The organism is Clostridium sp. NkU-1, from assembly GCA_001312405.1.
Genome location: BBDR01000006.1, coordinates 84,062 through 101,980 on the forward strand (window position 1 = coordinate 84,062; position 17,919 = coordinate 101,980).

20 protein-coding genes and 2 pseudogenes are annotated in these 17,919 nt (G+C 46.5%); 21 read left to right on the forward strand and 1 reads right to left on the reverse strand.

From position 1 onward, the window contains the following. Nucleotides 1-7: 7 nt before the first annotated feature. From JCM10519_RS11320 to JCM10519_RS11360, 12 genes and pseudogenes are all read left to right on the forward strand, one after another. Entirely contained in the window at nucleotides 8-970 is a 963-nt protein-coding gene (locus JCM10519_RS11320; protein ID WP_054739231.1) for a histidine kinase, read from the forward strand. Between the two features lie 19 nt (nucleotides 971-989). Then, nucleotides 990-1,160, forward strand: coding sequence for a hypothetical protein (locus tag JCM10519_RS29065; protein ID WP_347843895.1), 171 nt, complete (start codon nucleotides 990-992; stop codon nucleotides 1,158-1,160). After that, nucleotides 1,135-1,881 (forward strand): response regulator, encoded by a 747-nt coding sequence (locus JCM10519_RS11325; RefSeq protein WP_054739233.1) that lies wholly within the window; start codon nucleotides 1,135-1,137, stop codon nucleotides 1,879-1,881. The genes JCM10519_RS29065 and JCM10519_RS11325 overlap by 26 nt, the downstream gene beginning before the upstream one ends. Before the next feature lie 530 nt (nucleotides 1,882-2,411). Beyond that, entirely contained in the window at nucleotides 2,412-2,747 is a 336-nt protein-coding gene (locus JCM10519_RS29070; RefSeq protein ID WP_347844004.1) for a helix-turn-helix transcriptional regulator, read from the forward strand. Next, the gene (locus JCM10519_RS11335; protein WP_054739237.1) at nucleotides 2,744-3,394 is read left to right on the forward strand and encodes a hypothetical protein; all 651 of its coding nucleotides are present in this window, start codon (nucleotides 2,744-2,746) and stop codon (nucleotides 3,392-3,394) included. Before JCM10519_RS29070 ends, JCM10519_RS11335 begins: the two co-directional genes overlap by 4 nt. Before the next feature lie 74 nt (nucleotides 3,395-3,468). Then, nucleotides 3,469-4,614 carry a heparinase II/III family protein gene (locus JCM10519_RS11340; protein WP_347843896.1) on the forward strand — a complete coding sequence of 382 codons (1,146 nt, stop codon included), beginning with the start codon at nucleotides 3,469-3,471 and terminating at the stop codon, nucleotides 4,612-4,614. After that, nucleotides 4,611-4,739: a hypothetical protein gene (locus tag JCM10519_RS29075; protein WP_347843897.1), complete on the forward strand. Its 129-nt coding sequence runs from the start codon at nucleotides 4,611-4,613 to the stop codon at nucleotides 4,737-4,739. Before JCM10519_RS11340 ends, JCM10519_RS29075 begins: the two co-directional genes overlap by 4 nt. A gap of 211 nt (nucleotides 4,740-4,950) precedes the next feature. Beyond that, on the forward strand, nucleotides 4,951-5,100 hold the full coding sequence (locus JCM10519_RS11345) for a ferrous iron transport protein A (protein WP_347843898.1): 150 nt from the start codon (nucleotides 4,951-4,953) through the stop codon (nucleotides 5,098-5,100). Next, complete coding sequence (locus JCM10519_RS29080; protein ID WP_347843899.1) at nucleotides 5,079-5,264, forward strand: hypothetical protein; 186 nt, start codon at nucleotides 5,079-5,081, stop codon at nucleotides 5,262-5,264. Before JCM10519_RS11345 ends, JCM10519_RS29080 begins: the two co-directional genes overlap by 22 nt. After that, complete coding sequence (locus JCM10519_RS11350) at nucleotides 5,255-5,560, forward strand: FeoB small GTPase domain-containing protein (RefSeq protein WP_054739241.1); 306 nt, start codon at nucleotides 5,255-5,257, stop codon at nucleotides 5,558-5,560. Before JCM10519_RS29080 ends, JCM10519_RS11350 begins: the two co-directional genes overlap by 10 nt. Further along, nucleotides 5,481-6,566 (forward strand): FeoB small GTPase domain-containing protein, encoded by a 1,086-nt coding sequence (locus tag JCM10519_RS11355; RefSeq protein WP_347843900.1) that lies wholly within the window; start codon nucleotides 5,481-5,483, stop codon nucleotides 6,564-6,566. The genes JCM10519_RS11350 and JCM10519_RS11355 overlap by 80 nt, the downstream gene beginning before the upstream one ends. A 169-nt stretch (nucleotides 6,567-6,735) precedes the next feature. Then, nucleotides 6,736-8,033: pseudogene (locus tag JCM10519_RS11360) on the forward strand (cytochrome c biogenesis protein CcdA). A gap of 79 nt (nucleotides 8,034-8,112) precedes the next feature. On the opposite strand, the gene JCM10519_RS11365 reads toward JCM10519_RS11360, so the two are convergent. Next, the gene (locus tag JCM10519_RS11365; protein WP_054739245.1) at nucleotides 8,113-8,820 is read right to left on the reverse strand and encodes an FCD domain-containing protein; all 708 of its coding nucleotides are present in this window, start codon (nucleotides 8,818-8,820) and stop codon (nucleotides 8,113-8,115) included. Between the two features lie 276 nt (nucleotides 8,821-9,096). Here JCM10519_RS11365 and ilvD point away from each other — a divergent pair. The 9 genes and pseudogenes from ilvD to JCM10519_RS11400 all read left to right on the forward strand — a co-directional run bounded on the left by ilvD (nucleotide 9,097) and on the right by JCM10519_RS11400 (nucleotide 17,896). Continuing rightward, nucleotides 9,097-10,813: pseudogene (gene ilvD / locus JCM10519_RS11370) on the forward strand (dihydroxy-acid dehydratase). 18 nt (nucleotides 10,814-10,831) lie between these two features. Further along, complete coding sequence (locus JCM10519_RS29085; RefSeq protein WP_347843901.1) at nucleotides 10,832-11,206, forward strand: hypothetical protein; 375 nt, start codon at nucleotides 10,832-10,834, stop codon at nucleotides 11,204-11,206. After that, a complete protein-coding gene (locus tag JCM10519_RS11375) occupies nucleotides 11,184-12,200 on the forward strand; it encodes a gluconate permease (RefSeq protein ID WP_347843902.1) in 1,017 nt (338 codons plus the stop codon). The genes JCM10519_RS29085 and JCM10519_RS11375 overlap by 23 nt, the downstream gene beginning before the upstream one ends. A 154-nt stretch (nucleotides 12,201-12,354) precedes the next feature. Continuing rightward, nucleotides 12,355-12,504 (forward strand): hypothetical protein, encoded by a 150-nt coding sequence (locus tag JCM10519_RS11380; protein ID WP_347843903.1) that lies wholly within the window; start codon nucleotides 12,355-12,357, stop codon nucleotides 12,502-12,504. Between the two features lie 505 nt (nucleotides 12,505-13,009). Beyond that, nucleotides 13,010-13,186: a hypothetical protein gene (locus JCM10519_RS29090; protein ID WP_347843904.1), complete on the forward strand. Its 177-nt coding sequence runs from the start codon at nucleotides 13,010-13,012 to the stop codon at nucleotides 13,184-13,186. Continuing rightward, entirely contained in the window at nucleotides 13,140-14,846 is a 1,707-nt protein-coding gene (locus JCM10519_RS11385; protein WP_347843905.1) for a hypothetical protein, read from the forward strand. The genes JCM10519_RS29090 and JCM10519_RS11385 overlap by 47 nt, the downstream gene beginning before the upstream one ends. A gap of 1 nt (nucleotide 14,847) precedes the next feature. Next, a complete protein-coding gene (locus JCM10519_RS11390) occupies nucleotides 14,848-16,248 on the forward strand; it encodes an InlB B-repeat-containing protein (protein WP_054739251.1) in 1,401 nt (466 codons plus the stop codon). After that, nucleotides 16,206-17,012, forward strand: a complete 807-nt coding sequence (locus JCM10519_RS11395; RefSeq protein WP_347843906.1) for an MBG domain-containing protein — start codon at nucleotides 16,206-16,208, stop codon at nucleotides 17,010-17,012. The genes JCM10519_RS11390 and JCM10519_RS11395 overlap by 43 nt, the downstream gene beginning before the upstream one ends. 86 nt (nucleotides 17,013-17,098) lie before the next feature. Then, a complete protein-coding gene (locus JCM10519_RS11400) occupies nucleotides 17,099-17,896 on the forward strand; it encodes an MBG domain-containing protein (protein ID WP_054739256.1) in 798 nt (265 codons plus the stop codon). Nucleotides 17,897-17,919: the final 23 nt, after the last annotated feature.

Sequence of the window (17,919 nt, forward strand, 5' to 3'; positions counted from 1 at the left end):
TCCTGATATGGATCCTGATGAATTGATGAAGCTGTCGGAGGTCAGGAAAGAGGGGAGCAATGTTATTACCAGTGACTACCAGTACGAAGGAGATACCTATCTGGTTACCTTTGAACGCCTGAAGGAAAACGGCTGGCAGATCTATGGGCTGAAATCAAGACAGAGCTTACTGGGAAGCTTAAATGTTCTAAGAAACACGATTTTTGAGATCATGGGGGTCGTTTTCTTTATTGGGGTAGCGGTCATTCTGCTGTTGTCCCATCAGATGACGGATTCCTTAAGGCGGCTGGAAAAGCGCATGAGCTGTGTGGAAAAAGGAGACTTGGGAGTCCGCTTTTTCTACCCCTACAAGGATGAGGTAGGCAGCCTGGCAAAATCCTTTAACTATATGATCGGAGAGATCCAGAGCCTGGTTAGGAAACAGGAGGAGACCATTGAGGAGTTAAAGCGGGAGAGGGATTATGTGGCCGAGGTTCAGAGGCAGAAACGGAAAGCAGAATTAAAGGCCCTGCAGGCTCAGATCAATCCCCATTTTCTCTATAATACCTTAAATGCCATCACCTGGCAGGCTGCAGATCAGGGAGCGGAAGAAATCAGCATCCTTTCCAATTCTCTGGGAAAGTTTTTCAGGATCAGCTTAAGCAAGGGAGCAGAGGTGATCTCTCTCCGGGAAGAGCTGGAACATGTGACAAGCTATCTGGAAATCCAGAGCATCCGCTATCATTCCCGTTTAAGCTATGAAATCCATGTGGATGACAGATGGCTGGAAATCCAGATGATCAAACTGGTTCTGCAGCCCCTGGCTGAAAATTCCATTTATCACGGCATAAAGGAGAAACAGGGAGCAGGTATCATAAAAATTTTGCCAGTGAGAATGAATCCGGCAAAGAAAGGTTCACAGAGCTTTCGGTGTGGGACAATGGGGCAGGGATTCCGGAAGAAAAGCTTGCTTTTATCAATGAGACCTTAAAAAAAGGGCGGAACAGACTGTGAAGCAGGCTATGGCATTTACAATGTCAATGAAAGGATCCGGCTGTTTTATGGAAAAGAATATGGGCTGCATTATGAAAGCAGCTTCGGCCATTGGACAAAAGCGGTTCTTAGGATTCCGGCAATGTCAGGGGAGGTGGAGTGATGTACCGCATATTGATCGTAGATGATGAAGACTATGTAAGGGACTTACTGGTGAGAAACATCCAAAATTCCGCCCTGGAAGTAGATGTGGTGGCGGTGGCAGGCGACGGAGAGGAAGGGCTTAGGGAAGCGCTGTTGAACAGGCCGGATATCGTCATTACGGACATAGCCATGCCCTTTATGAACGGCCTGGAATTGATCCGCAGGCTTCAGGAAGCCGGGCTTTACAGTAAAAATGTGGTCATAAGCGGTTATGATGAATTTGACTATGCAAAACAGGCCATTTCACTTGGAGTCAAGGATTATCTGCTAAAACCCTTTCTTCCCAGGGAAATGACCGATGTTTTAGCAAAGGTGATACAGGAGCTGGACAGTCAGAAGGTGCTGCAGCAAAATATGAGCCTGTTAAAGGAACAGGCCATGAGCAGGGCCGGACTTGCCAGGGAAAAGGCGCTTAAGGCTCTCATAAGGGGGAAGGAATGGGGAAAGGAACCGGACTGTATACTGGAAGGCAGGTTTTATGCGGCAGGAGTAATCCGCATGGAAGGCGGAGCATGGGATTTTGGCAAGCAGGAGCAAGTGGAGGAATTTCTGATGTTGATACGGGATGCTATCTTTCAGCCGGTATCTCTCTGTATGCAGTCAGCTTTGACGGGATCCAGCTGGCAGCCATCTGGTGCGGGGCTGGGGAAAACGAGGAGCATTTCCTTAAAAAGGTCGGGGCAAGCCTGGATAAAATCAGCCTGAGCCTGGAGAAATATTACCACATTCAGATGTACGGCGCTCTTGGCCGCCCTTACCGGAGTCAGGCAGAGCTGGCCCATTCTTACCGGGAAGCCATGGCTGTGTGGCGGGGAAACTTAGATGCAGAAAAGAGATTCCTGTTTTATGGAGAGGAAAGCAGCCGTAAGGAGGAAACCAGCAGCAGCCAGATCAGGGAGTGGAAAAACCAGATCCGGCTTTCTGTGCGTGCAGGACAGGAGGCAGAGGCTCTTACCGGGCTTTCCGGCCTGATGAAGTGCTACGCCTCCTTATCCAACAGGAAGAACGACTATGTGAGCGTTTCTGTGGGGGAACTGGTTTATGCCATTCAGAATGATATGGAGCAGGATGGATATGACCGGGCAGATACGGAGCCCCTATCCTTTATGCAGGATCGGATCACATACGGAAGCCTGATGGATATGAACCATATGCTTGCCTCCTATATTGAAAAATGCTGTCAGGTGGTACGGGAAAATTCAGAAGAAACCAGGGCGGATGCAGTGGTGAAGCAGATGAAGCAGATCATTGAAAACGATCTGCACAAGACGGAGCTGGATTTGGAGACAGTGGCTGCCAAGGTGCATTTCAGCCCCAGCTATGTCAGGCAGATTTTCAAGCAGTATGCAGGAGAGTGCTTTGGTGAATACCTGATCCGAAAGCGAATGGAACGGGCCGGGAGGCTGCTGCAGAAAACAGGCATGAAAATTCAGGAGGTGGCAGACCAATGCGGTTATGATAACCAGAGGTATTTTGCCAGCAGCTTTAAGAAGTTTTATGGCTGTACTCCTACAGAATTTAAAAAAAGTGGTGGAAGAAGAGCATTTATATTAGGAGGGTCAGGAAAATGATTCAATTTACGGAACAGGAGATCCGGCATTTGAGGGAAAAATTCCAAAGGCAGGGGTCAGCCGTTAATCGTATAAAGGAAGATGTAAAGGATACCATGACAGAACCGGTTGTGGTTCCAAAAACAGGGATTGCCAACTGGTCCCTTTATTATTACTGCCCGGATTGTTCCGTGCAGCTTAACTTTGACCGGAATGACAGACATCACCATGGCTGCCCCTCATGCGGACGGGTATATTCCGGTGAACCATATGACAGTGCCTGGTGGGGGATCATGAACAGCAGGAATTATACGGCGGCATTTCAGATGGGACTGATCCATATGATCACAGGGGAAAGTGCCTATGCCAGAAAAGCCGTGGATATGATGATGGAGTATTCCGGTTATTATAAGGATTATGAGGTCCACGGCAATATTCCTTATAACGGGCCTGGAAAGGCCGGAGCACAGACCCTTGATGAGGCCAATTTCCTCAGAAGCTTTGCCATGAGCTATGATCTGCTGTCTGATTACATGACAAAAGAGGAGAAGGAGTTCATCGGAAGGGAAATGCTCATCCCCGGGGCAGAATTTCTCATGGAACACCGGCATAACCAGCTTCACAATCATGAAGTGATCATTAATTCCGCCATTGCGGTCATTGGCTGATCTTCGGGATTGACAGGTATATCCAGTTTGCTGTTTATGAACCTTATGGGATCTTGTATCAGCTGGAAAAGGGGATGCTTGCTGATCATATGTGGTTTGAGGGAGCCTTTGGATATCATTTTTATGCTCTTACAAGCTTCTTTGCCTATGAAAAGTTTGCCCTCCATACGCCTCACAGCCATATCACCCATCCCAATTATAAGGCAATGATGGAGCTTCTGGTGTCCTATGTGGAGCCGGGATTCTGCATTCCCATGCTGAATGATACGAATTACGGGCATACATCCTCCAGCCTGTATTTATATGAATTTGCTTACAGGGAGCTAAGAGGGGAAAAGCTTCTTTTTATACTGAACCGGCTTTATGAAAAAGAAAAAAGGGACAATCTGGAGGCGTTTATCTATGGGGTTAAAGAGCTGCCTGCGTGCAGTATGGAGCCTGGAAATTATCATGTGGAAGAAGGGCAGTCAGGAAGCACTGTTTTAAGGGGGAAGGATGGCAGATACCTGCTGTTTAAGCATGACCGCTACGGCGGGGAGCATGACCATTACGATCGCCTGGGCATCAGCTACCTTGCCTATGGAAAAAGAATTTCCCCGGATCTTGGAACCACAGGATACGGTGCAGTCATGCACTATGATTATTATAAGAACACAGGCACCCACAATACGGTAAACATCGGAGGGGAGAACCAGGCGCCGGTAAATGCAAGGCTTACCCGCTGCGAAGAAAAGGATGGGATCATATATGTGGAAGCCGAGGCGGACTGGACCATGCCTTATGAAATACCTGACAGCTTTACCATCGTACAGTGGAAGGAAGAAAATTACCGGCCTGTGAAAATGGTGAGAAAGATTGCATGGGCGGAGCATTATTTTGCGGAAGTATTCCAGGTTAAGGGAGCAGGAACGGATCTGCCTGTGGACTGGGTCATGCATTTTTCCGGAAACCGGATCAAACAGCCTGAGGGAATGGAAATAGAAAAATTTTCTGACAGGAAGCCATACAGCTATCTTCATCACATGAAAAAGGCTGTTCTGTCAGAAAATCAAACCAGTGCGGTCCATGATTATGAGGATGGAGCATCCATACACGGGTGTATACCTGGAGCCAGGGGAAGGAATTGTATGCCGGGATGGGGCCGAATAATCCTTCTGTATCCCATATCAATTACCAGATCGAACGTGCATATGGCCAGGAGATTGTATTTGCCCATGTGATCGCCAGCAGCAAGGGGCCCTGCCCCATCAGGAATGTGACCTTTTCCAGAGATGGGGGCTGCATGTCAATTGAAGTGGAAGAAGAAAGGGCCGAAGGGAAATGGAGCAGGATCCATAAGATGTGAACCATAGGAATAGGGCGGCCCAAAAGTTGATAATCAGCTTTTGGGCCGCCCTATTCCTGGATTAAGCCGCAGGGATTGACCAGAACTTAAAAGCATGACCCAGTAAACAGGATACCTGGGCAAAAGCAGTGTGAATAAAATGGAACCTGATTTTTATCTTCTGCATATGTTAGGATATGGAAACATTTTATAGGGAAATGGAGGCAAAGGGATGTCAGAGAATATTTGTTTAACAGATTTAAAAAGGGGACAGAAAGCGGTGATCGCAAAGCTTTTCGCCTATGATGATATGAGAAGGCGCTTGCAGGATATTGGCCTTATTGAGGGCACCACAGTGGAATGTCTGGGAAGAAGCCTTTAGGGGATCCTACGGCATTTTTAATACGCGGTGCGGTGATCGCCCTCAGAAGCGAGGACTCAGGCCGTGTTCTGGTGCAGTCAAATAGAGAGGAAAGGGCGAAGCGCCATTGTGGTGAGGAGATGGCAGTCGCGAACCTTTCGCTGGAGGAAAAGGTATGGGATTAAGCAGGGAGTCAATGGGAATAAAGTCTGTGGACTGCGGTCTGGAAATCAAAAAGCGGAAGGAAGAGGATAAGGTCATTGCGCTGGCCGGAAATCCCAATGTAGGCAAGAGTACGGTGTTTAATCAGCTTACAGGAATGAATCAGCATACAGGAAACTGGCCGGGAAAGACGGTAGCCAATGCCCAGCTGGTGCACCGATGGCCAGCAGGGATACGTTATGGTGGATATTCCGGGCTGCTATTCCCTGATGGCCCATTCCACGGAAGAAGAGGTGGCCAGAGACTTTATTTGCTTTGAAAACCCGGATGCAGTGGTGGTAGTCTGTGACGCCACATGTCTGGAGAGAAACTTAAATCTGGTACTGCAGATCATGGAGGCCACGGCAAATGTTGTGGTATGTGTAAACCTTATGGATGAGGCGAAAAAGAAGAAGATTCTTTTGCGCCTTGATCTGCTAGAACAGCGCCTGGGAGTCCCGGTTGCAGGGACGGCCGCCAGGAGCAATAAGGGACTGGATCAGATTTACACAGGCTTAAACCGCTGCATGGAAGAAAAGGAGGAGGAAGAGGATGAGGAGAAAGCAGCTCTCATCCAATACCCCCAATATATTGAAGACGCCATTTTAAAGCTCCTTCCTGCAGTGGAAAATATGACTAAGGGAAAGACAGAGGCCCGCTGGCTGTGCGCCAGACTGCTGGATGCCAATGAGAATCTGATGGAAGCGTTAAGGAAATATCGAAAGGCTGTTGCAGAGTCGGAAGAAGCAGCTGCCTGCCTTGCCGGAATTTGGGAGGAATGGAGGGAAGCCGGGATCAGCCAGGAGCAGGTAAGCGATGATATGGCCACTGTTTTCATAAATAAGGCGGAAGATTTATGCAGCGGTGTAGTGGAATATGAAAGCCAGACCTATGACCGGAAGGACCGGAAGCTGGATCAGCTTTTTACCAGCAAGGCTACGGGCTTTCCCATTATGTTCTTAATCCTCCTTGGAACCTTCTGGCTTACCATAACAGGAGCCAATTATCCCTCTGAGCTGTTAAGCAATGTGTTGTTTAAAGTGGAGGATTGGCTGTTCGGGCTGGCTAACGCTGCCGGTGTGCCGGTCATTTTATCAGAAGTGCTGATTCACGGCGTGTACCGGGTTCTGGCCTGGGTGGTATCGGTTATGCTGCCTCCTATGGCAATCTTTTTCCCGTTGTTCACTCTCTTGGAGGATTTTGGATACCTCCCCAGAGTGGCATTTAATTTAGACCGGTGCTTTAAAAAGTGCTCCGCCTGCGGAAAGCAGGCGCTTACCATGTGACAGAAGAAATCTATGCTATTTTGTTGGTTCTGCAATGATTGTCTTGACACGTTTTCTTAGAAATGATATAGTTACACCTGTAAACTGTAACTGAAAATAGTACAGAATCTTTGCAAAAATTATCAAGAATCAGTAAAAAATAGCACAAGCTTAAAAGGAGGTACCGTATTTGGGATTTTCTATTGACGTAAGTATTCCTGTTTTAACCGTGTTTCTACAGGGGATTATCAGCTTCTTTTCCCCCTGCGTGCTTCCCCTCATCCCGCTTTACATAGGGTATCTGTCGGGAGGAACGGGAGTCCGTGGGGAGGACGGGCGGATTTATTATAAACGCAGCAAGGTCATGGTTCACACCGTTTGCTTTGTTATTGGTGTCAGCTTTGCATTCTTCCTGCTGGGGCTGGGGTTTTCTGCACTTGGAAGCTTTTTTTAAATCAAACCAGCTTCTTTTTGCAAGAGCAGGTGGAATCCTGGTAGTTTTATTCGGCTTATACCAGCTGGGAGCCTTTGGGACCTCTAATCTGCTGGGAAGGGAACGCAGGCTGCCATTTTCCCTTGATGTCCTGGCCATGTCTCCCTTAACTGCGCTTATAATGGGATTCACCTTCAGCTTTGCCTGGACGCCCTGTGTGGGTCCGGCCCTTGCCAGTATACTTCTTATGGCTGCTTCGGCCTCCACAAAGACTATGGGGTTTGTCCTGATCGGAGTGTATACACTGGGATTTGTTCTGCCGTTTCTGGCAGTTGGATTCTTTACCACCACGGTGCTTGAATTTTTTTAAATCTCACGGCAATATTGCAAAATATGGGGTAAAAGCCGGGGGAGCTCTCATGGTATTTATGGGAATTTTAATGTTCACCGGAAAAATGAATGCGGTGACCGGATACCTTTCCTCCATTCCTTCTCCAACGGCCACAGAATCAAGAGAGGCACCGGAGCCGGAGACAGCTGCAGAAGCATCAGAAGAAGAATCCCCATCTGAGCCGGAAAAAACCGGGGAAACAGATGAAACGAAACAGCTTCTTCCGGCAGTTGATTTTACCTTAACAGACCAGTACGGCAATACACATTCTCTTTCTGATTATAAAGGAAAGACGATCTTTTTAAATTTCTGGGCAACCTGGTGTCCCCCATGCAGGGCAGAGATGCCGGACATCCAGAAAATATATGAAACCGCTGATACAGAGGGAGATAATGCGCTGATCGTTCTGGGAGTAGCAGCCCCTAATTATGGAAATGAAAAGGATGAAGCGGGAATTAAACAATTCCTGGAAGAAAACGGATACACATATCCGGTTCTGATGGATACCAATGGGGATTTATTTGACGCATATGGAGTATTCTCTTATCCGACCACGTTTATGATTGATAAGGATGGAAATGTATTTGGTTATGCAAGCGGCCAGCTTTCCGAAGATACGATGCGCAGCATCATTGAGCAGACCATGAAGGGGCAGCGGAAATAATCTGCCGGCATTGTTTATAAAAAAAATAGTAAAATTTAAGGCATTCCAAAGTCGAAAAAGGATCTTTGGAATGCCTTTTTTATTGAGTAGAATTACCGGGGGTACTTTTTTCCCGGGCCTTGCGCAGGCGGTCCCGGTTGTAAATGAGATGAAGGGTCATGGCATCCTGGGCGGCAATGGCATCGTTATTCTCCATGGCATTTACAATCGCCATATGTGTTCTTATGGTTTCTTCCTTTAACTCGGAATGGGTAATGTCAATAAACATATCAATGGCATGCATGATAAGAGGCTCAAGCTGGGGGACGATGACATTTCCGCTGATCTCTGCGATCCTGGCATGGAAGAGGGCATCGGCTTCTGAGTGGGACGTTCCTGCGTCATAGCATTCCGCCACCCGGTTTGCCAGTTGGAGAAGCTCCCCGGCCTGAGCAGGGGTTGCCTTTGATGCAGCCAGAGCAGCCACCCTTGGCTCGATCATCATGCGGAATTCTAAAAGATCAGATACCAGTTTTTCTTTATTTTCAATAAATGTGAATCCCAGGGGATCATCAGCCACGCCTGTATTATGGCAGACGTAAATGCCGGATCCCTGCTGAACCGTCAGAATATTGCGTGAAACAAGGGCGCGTATGGCTTCCCGCAAGGTGCTTCGCCCCACTCCCATAAGAGAGGAAAGCGTGGTTTCGTTGGGAAGCTGTGCGCCTTCCTTTAATTTGTTATCAATAATGTATTTGATGATTCCTTCGGCTGTTGTATCGGCAAGAGATTTACGTGATGAGGTCATAATGAATTCCTTTCAGTTCGTAGTAGTCTTATCTGAATTATAAACGCAATTCATGATTCCTTCAAGTGTAAATAAATCAGATGAATTTTGTATATGACAATACATTGGTCAGATGATTTTGAATTAATAACAAGAAATAATGAGACGATATGCATAAAAATATGAAGTAAAAGTGAGGAAAATAATAACAAGAGCCAAAGGGATAGTTGACAATCATCTGATGACTTATTATAATTAGAATATCAAATATAAGATGAATGTGAAAGGAGCGTTGTTATGGTTAGTCAGGAGATTCGAAAGCTGGCTCCGGAAATGGACCCTCTCCGGATGGGCATGGGCTGGAAGGCCGAAGATCTTTCAAAAATGCAGATCATGGTGGAAAGTACCTTTGGTGACAGCCATCCGGGAAGCGCGCACCTGCTGGAGCTGGTGACCAGTACCGTAGATGGAGTGAAGGAGAAGGGAGGAAAGGCGGCAAGATATTTTACAACAGATATCTGCGATGGAATGGCTCAGGGCCATGACGGCATCAATTATTCCCTGGTATCCAGGGATACGATCTGTAATATGATTGAAATCCACGCAGGCGCAACTCCCTTTGACGGCGGGGTATTTATTTCAAGCTGCGATAAAGGAGTGCCTGCACATCTTATGGCAATCGGCCGGGTGAATATGCCGTCCATTCTGGTAACCGGCGGTGTTATGGATGCCGGTCCGGATCTTCTTACCCTGGAACAGATCGGAAAGTACAGCGCCATGTGCCAGAGAGGTGAACTGGAGCCGGAAAAGCTGGAATATTATAAACAGCATGCCTGTCCATCCTGCGGGGCCTGTTCTTTTATGGGAACGGCATCAACCATGCAGGTCATGGGAGAGGCTCTTGGCCTTATGCTTCCAGGATCCGCTCTTATGCCGGCAACCTGCCCGGATCTAAAAGAGATGGCTGCAAGAGCCGGCCATCAGATCATGGAGCTTGCAGCAAAAGGGATTAAGCCAAGAGATATGGTTACCATGGAATCCTTTGAGAATGCCATTATGGTCCATGCTGCCATATCAGGTTCAACCAATTCCCTGATACACATTCCTGCCATTGCTCATGAATTCGGTCTGGAAATAGACTCTGAAATGTTTGACAGGCTGCACAGGGGTGCCCATTACCTTCTTGACATCCGGCCAGCCGGAAAATGGCCGGCCCAGTACTTCTATTATGCAGGCGGAGTACCGAGGATTATGGAAGAGATCAAGTCAGTACTCCATTTGGAGGTAATGACAGTGACAGGAAAGACCCTGGGTGAAAATCTTGAAGATCTGAAACAAAATGGCTTTTATGACAAATGCGATGAGTATTGCGCAAAGGCCGGGGTGAAAAAAAGAAGAAATAATCCGGCCTTTTGAGGAAGCAATTGGAACTGATGGTGCAATTGCCATTTTAAAAGGAAACCTTGCACCGGAAGGTGCGGTCATCAAGCATACTGCATGTCCAAAGGAGATGTTCCATGCAGTGTTAAATGCACGTCCTTTTGACAGCGAGGAAGAAGCCATCGACGCGGTTTTAAATCACCGTGTGAAGCCAGGGGATGCTGTATTCATCCGGTACGAAGGCCCAAAGGGAAGCGGGATGCCGGAAATGTTCTACACGTCTGAGGCCATCTCCTCGGATAAGGAGCTTGGACGCACCATTGCCCTCATTACAGACGGGCGTTTTTCCGGGGCTTCCACCGGTCCTTCCATCGGCCATGTTTCACCGGAGGCAGCAGAAGGCGGGCCCATTGCCCTGGTAGAGGAAGAGGATATGATCCAAATCGATATTCCAAACCGCTTCCTTGGAATTGTGGGCGTAAAAGGCCAGCGGAAAACAGAAAGCGAGATGGAAGAGATTCTTAAGGAACGGCGGGAAAGATGGCAGCCAAGACCGTCAAAATACCCGTCAGGAGTATTGAAAATATTCAGTGAACGTGCAGTATCTCCGATGAAGGGCGGATACATGGACTGATAAAGTGGAGGGGAAGTTATGAATGATGCTTTTACAGCTGATCCAACAAGGCTTGTGATTGCCGCAATATGCGGTTTGGTAATTCTGTTATTCTTGATAACAAAGGCAAAGTTTCAGGCATTTATTGCAATTTTAATATCAGCTCTGGCAATCGGCTTAATAGCAGGGATGCCGGCAGAACTGATTACTGACACAGTGACAAAGGGAATGGGGGAAACCTTAAAAGGAATTGCGCTGCTTATTGGACTGGGGTCCATGTTCGGCGCAATCCTGGAAATCTCAGGAGGTGCGGAACGGGTGGCCGTCACCATGATGAGCACCTTTGGCGAAAAGCGGGCCCCCTGGGCTTTGGGGATTACGGGCATGGTGGTTGCCATTCCTGTGTTTTTTTGATGCAGGACTGATTATCCTGATTCCCCTTGCTTTTTCCCTTGCCAAGCGTTGCAAAAAATCGGTCATGTTTTATGTAATACCGCTTTTGGCTGGTTTGGCGGTTGGCCATGCGTTTATTCCTCCAACCCCTGGCCCGGTTCTGGTTGCCAACATGTTAGAGGTTGATCTTGGGATTGTAATTGGCCTTGGAATTATCTGCGGTGCCTTTGCCATGGTGGCGGCAGGCCCAATCTGGGGAAAATACTGTGGCAGCCATTACGATGTGCCGGTTCCTGCCCAGTATGCGGAAACAAAGGAATTTGACATTGATAAGATGCCTTCCTTTGGTACGGTAGTGACTATTATTTTGATTCCGCTGATTTTGATTATAGTCAATTCCATTCTTGGCGTAATTCCAAAAGGCAGCAGTGTGGACTTTTTAAGACCAGTATTCAGTTTCCTGGGAACACCGTTTGTGGCTCTTCTTCTTGCCACCATTGCATCAGTATTTCTCCTTGGCACACGTCACGGCTATACCAAGGAGGAACTGGAAAAGGTAATGACAAAATCCCTGGAGCCGACAGGCATGATTATGCTGGTGACGGCAGGCGGCGGCGTTCTCCGTTACATGCTCCAGGATTCCGGTCTTGGAAATATTATCGGCAACGTGATCGGAGCGTCCTCCTTCCCCCTCATTGTAGTTGCATTCCTGATTGCATGTGCGGTTCGTGTTTCCGTAGGCTCTGCAACAGTTGCAATGACAATGGCTGCCGGTATTATAGCTGCCATGCCGTCAGTCTCCGGTTTGTCGCCTTTATACAAGGCATGTCTGGTCATGGCCATTGCAGGTGGATCTACCGTATGCTCCCATTTTAATGATTCCGGCTTCTGGCTTGTGAAATCATTGTGCGGACTGGATGAAAAGACAACCCTTAAAACGTGGACTATTATGGAGACCATTGTGGGATTGACCGGTTTTGGCGTTGCATTAATCATTACATTATTTATAGGCTGATAAAATAAATAAAAAAGGGTATGGTACAATAGATTCCATGCCCTTTTTCCATCCCTGAAGGGGGCTATATGGGACTTTGGCAGTGCATGACCGGAGTGCTTTCCAGCATATGGTACAAACCGGCAGGAATAAGTTTTCTCAGGAGGTGCATGAAATGGATTCATCAGATCAGGTAACCTATGAGGAAGAAAACATGACCGTAAAGGTGGAACGGGTTTTTATTGGTGAAAAAAACAGCAAAAGAGCTGGTTTTGGAATTATTGAAGAAACGGCGGGAGGCAGGGGAGTTTCAGTCATGACCTGAGCCAGCCATGATTGTTACTTAGGGCAATATAAAGCAGTGCTTTCCATGTACCTGCCAGGGGATAATGGTAATAAAAAAGGACTTAACCGGCCCTCCAATGAAGGAGGGGCCGGTTAAGTCCTTTTGTGGGTAAAAGTCGGTGACAAATGGATTAAGGGCTGCGGCTATCAGAATATGGAGTACGCTGCCAGGAATGTCTGCCGGCTAAAGATTTATCGGACAATTACTGGAAATAATTGGAAATATGAGTAAATTACTGATGGAAATATTTTAAAATGTAACCGGTTTGTAATTGTAGTTGTGTATGATATACGAAAGATAACATCAAATCCTGGAGCTTTCCAGGAAGATTGCCATTTTGAGATTGGTCCCTCCAATACGTAAATGAAAAGGAGGTAAGAAAGGAAATGAAGAGGCGTTTACAGGATAGGATAAGGAGAGGCATGTTTTGCCCCTGAAAATACTTAACATTATTGGAAGAGCTTAGGCTGGAAAGGAGAATTGTATGAAAGGGCTAAAAAAGAAGTTCAGACAGAGCCTTGCAGGCATCCTTGCATTTTGCCTGACTATGACATCATTTAATATGGTGTCCTGGGCAGATGTGGAGAAGGCGTTTGAAAATGAGAATGCCATTTTTGATAAATGGAGAGGATTTGAGGGATTCTGCACAAGCTGCGATTGATTCAGGTGAAACATTCCAGGTAGAGGATTTAGGCCTTGGGGACAGGGATTTGTCCCTGAAAAGGGAATACGAAAAATTACTTGGGGGAGGCATGGTATATGAATTTATGCCCGTCTATGACACGGATGAGGATGCCAACGCCGATGGAGCAGAGCTGCGCATGTTCATTCGTGTACCTGACAACCATGACGGTTACCGGCTGACAGGGAATGAAAAGGTCATATTCCTGTATGTAAATGATTCTGAAAACAAGATCACTTTCAGATCAAATATTGACGGATACTTAACTCAAAAGGTCAGCGTAAAAGCCTTTTCCCAAAATACAGCGGTTATTCCCGGTGACGGCGCAAACGGTGGCTCCGGAGTAAATCCAGATGGGGCAATACCTGGTGAGAGCGGTGCAAATCAGGAGGAAACCACAGCCGTTGACGAAACAGCAGGTAATGGGACCGAGGTAAATCAGGGCGAAACGTCAAATAATGGGACCGAGGCGAATCAGGGCGAAACGTCAAATAAGGAGACAGAGGTAAATCAGAGTGAAACGTCAAATAAGGAGACCGAGGTAAATCAGGGCGAAACGTCAAATAATGGGACCGAGGCAAATCAGGGTGAAACGTCAAATAAGGAGACTGAGGTAAATCAGAGTAAAACGTCAAATAATGAGACCGAGGTAAATTCTGGTGAAACGGCAGATGACGAAACCGAGGTAAATTCTGGTGGAACAGCAGGCCATGAGACCCAGGGGAACTCCCATAAAACAGGGGGAAATGAAAAGCTAACTGATCCGGCTGGAACAGCAGCTGGTGATGAGGCTCCGGCAAGCTCCGGTGGATCTTCTGCAGATGACGGAGCTGCAAAAGCGCCGGATGCAGGAAAGGCGGTTAATAACAGCAGCCAGGATACAAAAAACAATAACAGCCAGCCTGACCATGAAGATGCAGCTTCCAAAGACCAGGCGTCTGCGGAGGTTCAGGCATCTATTTCAAGACATGTGCTTTCCGTTCTGTCATCATCAGAAAACAGCGCATTTAAGGAGGAGGCCGGTGATGAGAAGAAGGATTTTTCCTATACTGAGTCCACGGCTTCGGAAGCGGATAAAGCTGTAAATGGCGGAACGTCCGGCGGAAAAGCTTACGGTGCGGTGCTGCTGGATGAATCTTATTATGCAAAAGCATATGTTGCAACCTTAAATCAGCTTCACGTCGACGTATCGGCAGAAGGCTATGGAGTAACCTACGCCGTAGAGCCCGTTGGAACGGCATACGCACAAGGTCCTGAAGCGGTAGCTGAGGACGGAACTCTTTCATTTGCCGTGACACCGCAGATAGGCTATGAAATCAGTGCAGTTACAGTGAATGGAGAGACAGCAACGGCTGATGAAGTGGAAAGTACTGATGCATCAGATCATGGAAAACGCCGCTATACCATAACCGGAGTGACGGAGGAGCAGGAGGTCGTCATAACGACAGCTGCAACCGGAGATCAGCCGGAGTTTAAGTTTGAAAAGGCGATTAACGGAGTTACCGTAAACCTTTATGCCGAACAGGGAATTCTTCCGGCAGGAACAGAAGCGAGGATCACAGAAGTAACCGATAAAGTGGCGGAGGCTGTCAAGAAAAAAATCGGCAGAAGAGGCAGCGGCGGAAAGCACGGTCAATGATGTGCTTGCATACGACATAAAACTGTATTATAACGGCGAAGAGCTGGATAACAGCTGGAGCGATCAGGGATATGTGAACGTGACCTTTTCCGGTGCGCCTATTAAAGAGAAAAGCCTGGCCGCAGATCGCGTTGAGATCATACACATGAGTACAGACGTGGATGTGGCAGCCAAGACAGTGGAAAAGATTTCCTCAGAAGAAGTGACCGGTTTGGAAGCCGTAGCAGAACCAATTGCAGTAGACGGCGGAAAACAGGTGGGCGAGGTGTCATTTGAAGCGGAGCATTTCTCTGTATATACTATTACATTTTCCGGGAAGGCTGTATTGAAAGTGCATGTAATGGATATAAAAACGGGAAATGAAATCGGAACCACAGACGGAAGCCTTACACAGGATGGGGGGAACGGACAGGAATATTCTGCTTCACAGCTTGCTTCCTTAATACTAAACAAAATGGGTGAAGACGTAAAGAAGCAGTATAGTTTTTCCAAGGCTACCCTGGCCAACGGGAAGGAGCTGGATAGCTTTTATTATTACTCGGGAAAGCTGTATGCTTCAAAAATTTTCAACTTCTATTTCAACCAAATAACAGGTGATGTATATTTTTGGTATAATTCATTCAATGTTACTTTTGATTCAAATGGAGGGAATGGCGGGCCAAAGAATGTGGCTGTAAACGGAACATTCGTATTGCCGGATCCGTCGACTCTGGGAATAAGCAAAAATGGCCGGACATTTGTAGGCTGGTCTACAGACAAAACAGGACGGGGAAGTGTATTTGTATCAGGAATTGAAAATACAGTAACGAAAGATACCACATATTATGCAATTTGGATTGATAAAAATGGTGAGGATAATACCAATGTTGCTTATTTTTATATCAGAATAGATGGTGAGATCCAATATGAACCTGCCGGTTATAGCAACAATTATTACTATCCGCTGGGATCGGCAAAGACTTTGCAGGGTAAGCTGAGAACACCTGCAGCTGTCAATAATAACCTGGATAATGTGGCGTCAAATTTACAGGTAATACCAACTGATGAGGCTATAAAGGCGGTTTTGAACAAAGGAGGGGTCTCCTACGATCCGAATACCCAGCACATTCTTTGGTATGTAATTAAATACCGGGATAAAGACAATAACAAAACATATTGGAATGTAGATGGTGTTGTCCGCGATAATGAAAAGTATGAATTGATTTATCATCCCAATGGTGGGAATACCTCTGTCCCTGGCAGCAATGAATATAAAGCCGGATATATTGTAAAGATTCAATATGACCCGGCGCCCTCAAAAGCGGGATATGAGTTCCTGGGCTGGCTGAGGATAAAGAGGCAGGAACACCAACGTATAAGGTGGGAAGTAACACCTCTCTTACTATGCCTGACCATGATGTGACCTTATATGCAGTATGGAGGCCATCGGAAGCAACTGGATTTAAAGTGAATCATTGGCTGCAGAGATCAAATACAGCAGGAGATAAGAGTGATGATTTTGACCTGACAGATGAATCTCCGGAAATAAAGTATAAGGCTACTGAAAGTAAAGTGTATGATAAGGATTATGCGAAAACGATCAGTGATTATATGTATGAGGAAGGAATCATTGATAATCAGACCGAAGCAATTGTAAACGGGAACGGCACCACAGAATTAAATCTTTATTATTTAAAGAAATTTACCATAAAGATAACCGGGGAATCAAAGACCAAAACCTACGATGGCAAACCATTATCAGGCGGGTATCAGATAGAGGGGGCGCTTCGTGCCGGTGATAAAGAAGAAGTGGTTGTAAGCGGCGCTATTACGGATGCGGGAGAGGCAGCAAACAAAATAGTAAGCTATAAGATTAAGGATTCCAACAATGTGGATGTTACTGATAAGTATGTGATATCAACGGTTGACGGAACCCTGAAGGTAAACAGAGCAGCTGCTAAAATAACAGCAAAGAGCGAAACAAAGAAATATGGAGAACCGAATCCGGAGCTGGCCTATACGCCTGCAGATTTCTTAAACGGAGATACACCGAAGACACTGGGCATAACGGTAAATCTGAAGACAGAAGCCAATGAGGCCAGCAAAAAGGGCACCTATGGGATTACCTTTGATTCTCCTGTTACTCAAACAGCAACTATAATATTGTATATGAAAACGGAACCTTAACGATCGTACAAAATGAAACGAATATCATAATCACTGCTGAAAGCCATAGGAAACCTTACGATGGAACAGCACTGACCGCAGCCGGTGTGGAGTCAGTCAGTGGCCTGGTGGGAGAGGATCACGTGGATGAAGTGAAGATGACGGACGATTCCACGATCACAAATGCTGGAAATAAAGAAAATAAAATAAAATCGTTTGTGATCCGCAATAAGAATGGTGAGATTGTAACAGACCAGTATAGCAATATCAGCACTGTCCCCGGAACCTTAACTGTAACCCAAGTCGATGCAACAGTGACGGCGAATGATATTTGGAAGCAATATGGTAAGGATATGCCGAAGCTGACCTATACGGCAGCCGGATTTGTGAACAATGAATCCCCTGAAAGCCTGTCCCTTGACTTAAAGCTTCAAACTGATGCGGGAAAGACCAGTGGAGCAGGAACATTTGATATTACCTTTGCGGATAAAAAGGAAGCGGACAATTATAATATTACCTATGTAAATGGTAAGCTGCATATAACCCCTAATCTGGATCATATCATCATTAAGGCATCAGATGCCTTTAAAGTGTATGACGGAAAAGAATTGACCAAAGCTTCGTACAGCATGACAGGACGTCTTGCGGACGGAGACCGTATCAAAGAGGTCATAATGAAAGCGGATTCCAGGATTACGAATACAGGAACAAAGGAAAACGGCATTGATCATGTAGTCATTGTAAATGAAAATGGTGACAATGTGACCTCCTGCTATGAAAACCTAAGGCTGGCTGACGGTCAGCTGATAGTAATAAAGGCACCTGCATTTGTAATGGCTAAGCAGCATACAAAGCATACGGTGATGTCAACCCGAAGCTGGATTATGAGGTTTCAGGTTTTGTAAACGGAGAGACACCGTCCGGCCTG

Excerpts from the sequence above, each read along its gene's own strand:
- JCM10519_RS29090 (WP_347843904.1), top strand. The coding sequence starts at position 13,010 with ATGAAAGGGCTAAAAAAGAAGTTCAGACAGAGCCTTGCAGGCATCCTT.
- JCM10519_RS11355 (WP_347843900.1), top strand. The coding sequence starts at position 5,481 with ATGGTGGATATTCCGGGCTGCTATTCCCTGATGGCCCATTCCACGGAA.
- JCM10519_RS29085 (WP_347843901.1), top strand. The coding sequence starts at position 10,832 with ATGAATGATGCTTTTACAGCTGATCCAACAAGGCTTGTGATTGCCGCA.
- JCM10519_RS11325 (WP_054739233.1), top strand. The coding sequence starts at position 1,135 with ATGTACCGCATATTGATCGTAGATGATGAAGACTATGTAAGGGACTTA.
- JCM10519_RS11340 (WP_347843896.1), top strand. The coding sequence starts at position 3,469 with ATGCTTGCTGATCATATGTGGTTTGAGGGAGCCTTTGGATATCATTTT.
- JCM10519_RS11345 (WP_347843898.1), top strand. The coding sequence starts at position 4,951 with ATGTCAGAGAATATTTGTTTAACAGATTTAAAAAGGGGACAGAAAGCG.
- JCM10519_RS11335 (WP_054739237.1), top strand. The coding sequence starts at position 2,744 with ATGATTCAATTTACGGAACAGGAGATCCGGCATTTGAGGGAAAAATTC.
- JCM10519_RS11380 (WP_347843903.1), top strand. The coding sequence starts at position 12,355 with ATGGATTCATCAGATCAGGTAACCTATGAGGAAGAAAACATGACCGTA.
- JCM10519_RS29080 (WP_347843899.1), top strand. The coding sequence starts at position 5,079 with ATGTCTGGGAAGAAGCCTTTAGGGGATCCTACGGCATTTTTAATACGC.
- JCM10519_RS11350 (WP_054739241.1), top strand. The coding sequence starts at position 5,255 with ATGGGATTAAGCAGGGAGTCAATGGGAATAAAGTCTGTGGACTGCGGT.
- JCM10519_RS29070 (WP_347844004.1), top strand. The coding sequence starts at position 2,412 with ATGAAGCAGATCATTGAAAACGATCTGCACAAGACGGAGCTGGATTTG.
- JCM10519_RS11365 (WP_054739245.1), bottom strand. The coding sequence starts at position 8,820 with ATGACCTCATCACGTAAATCTCTTGCCGATACAACAGCCGAAGGAATC.
- JCM10519_RS11320 (WP_054739231.1), top strand. The coding sequence starts at position 8 with ATGGATCCTGATGAATTGATGAAGCTGTCGGAGGTCAGGAAAGAGGGG.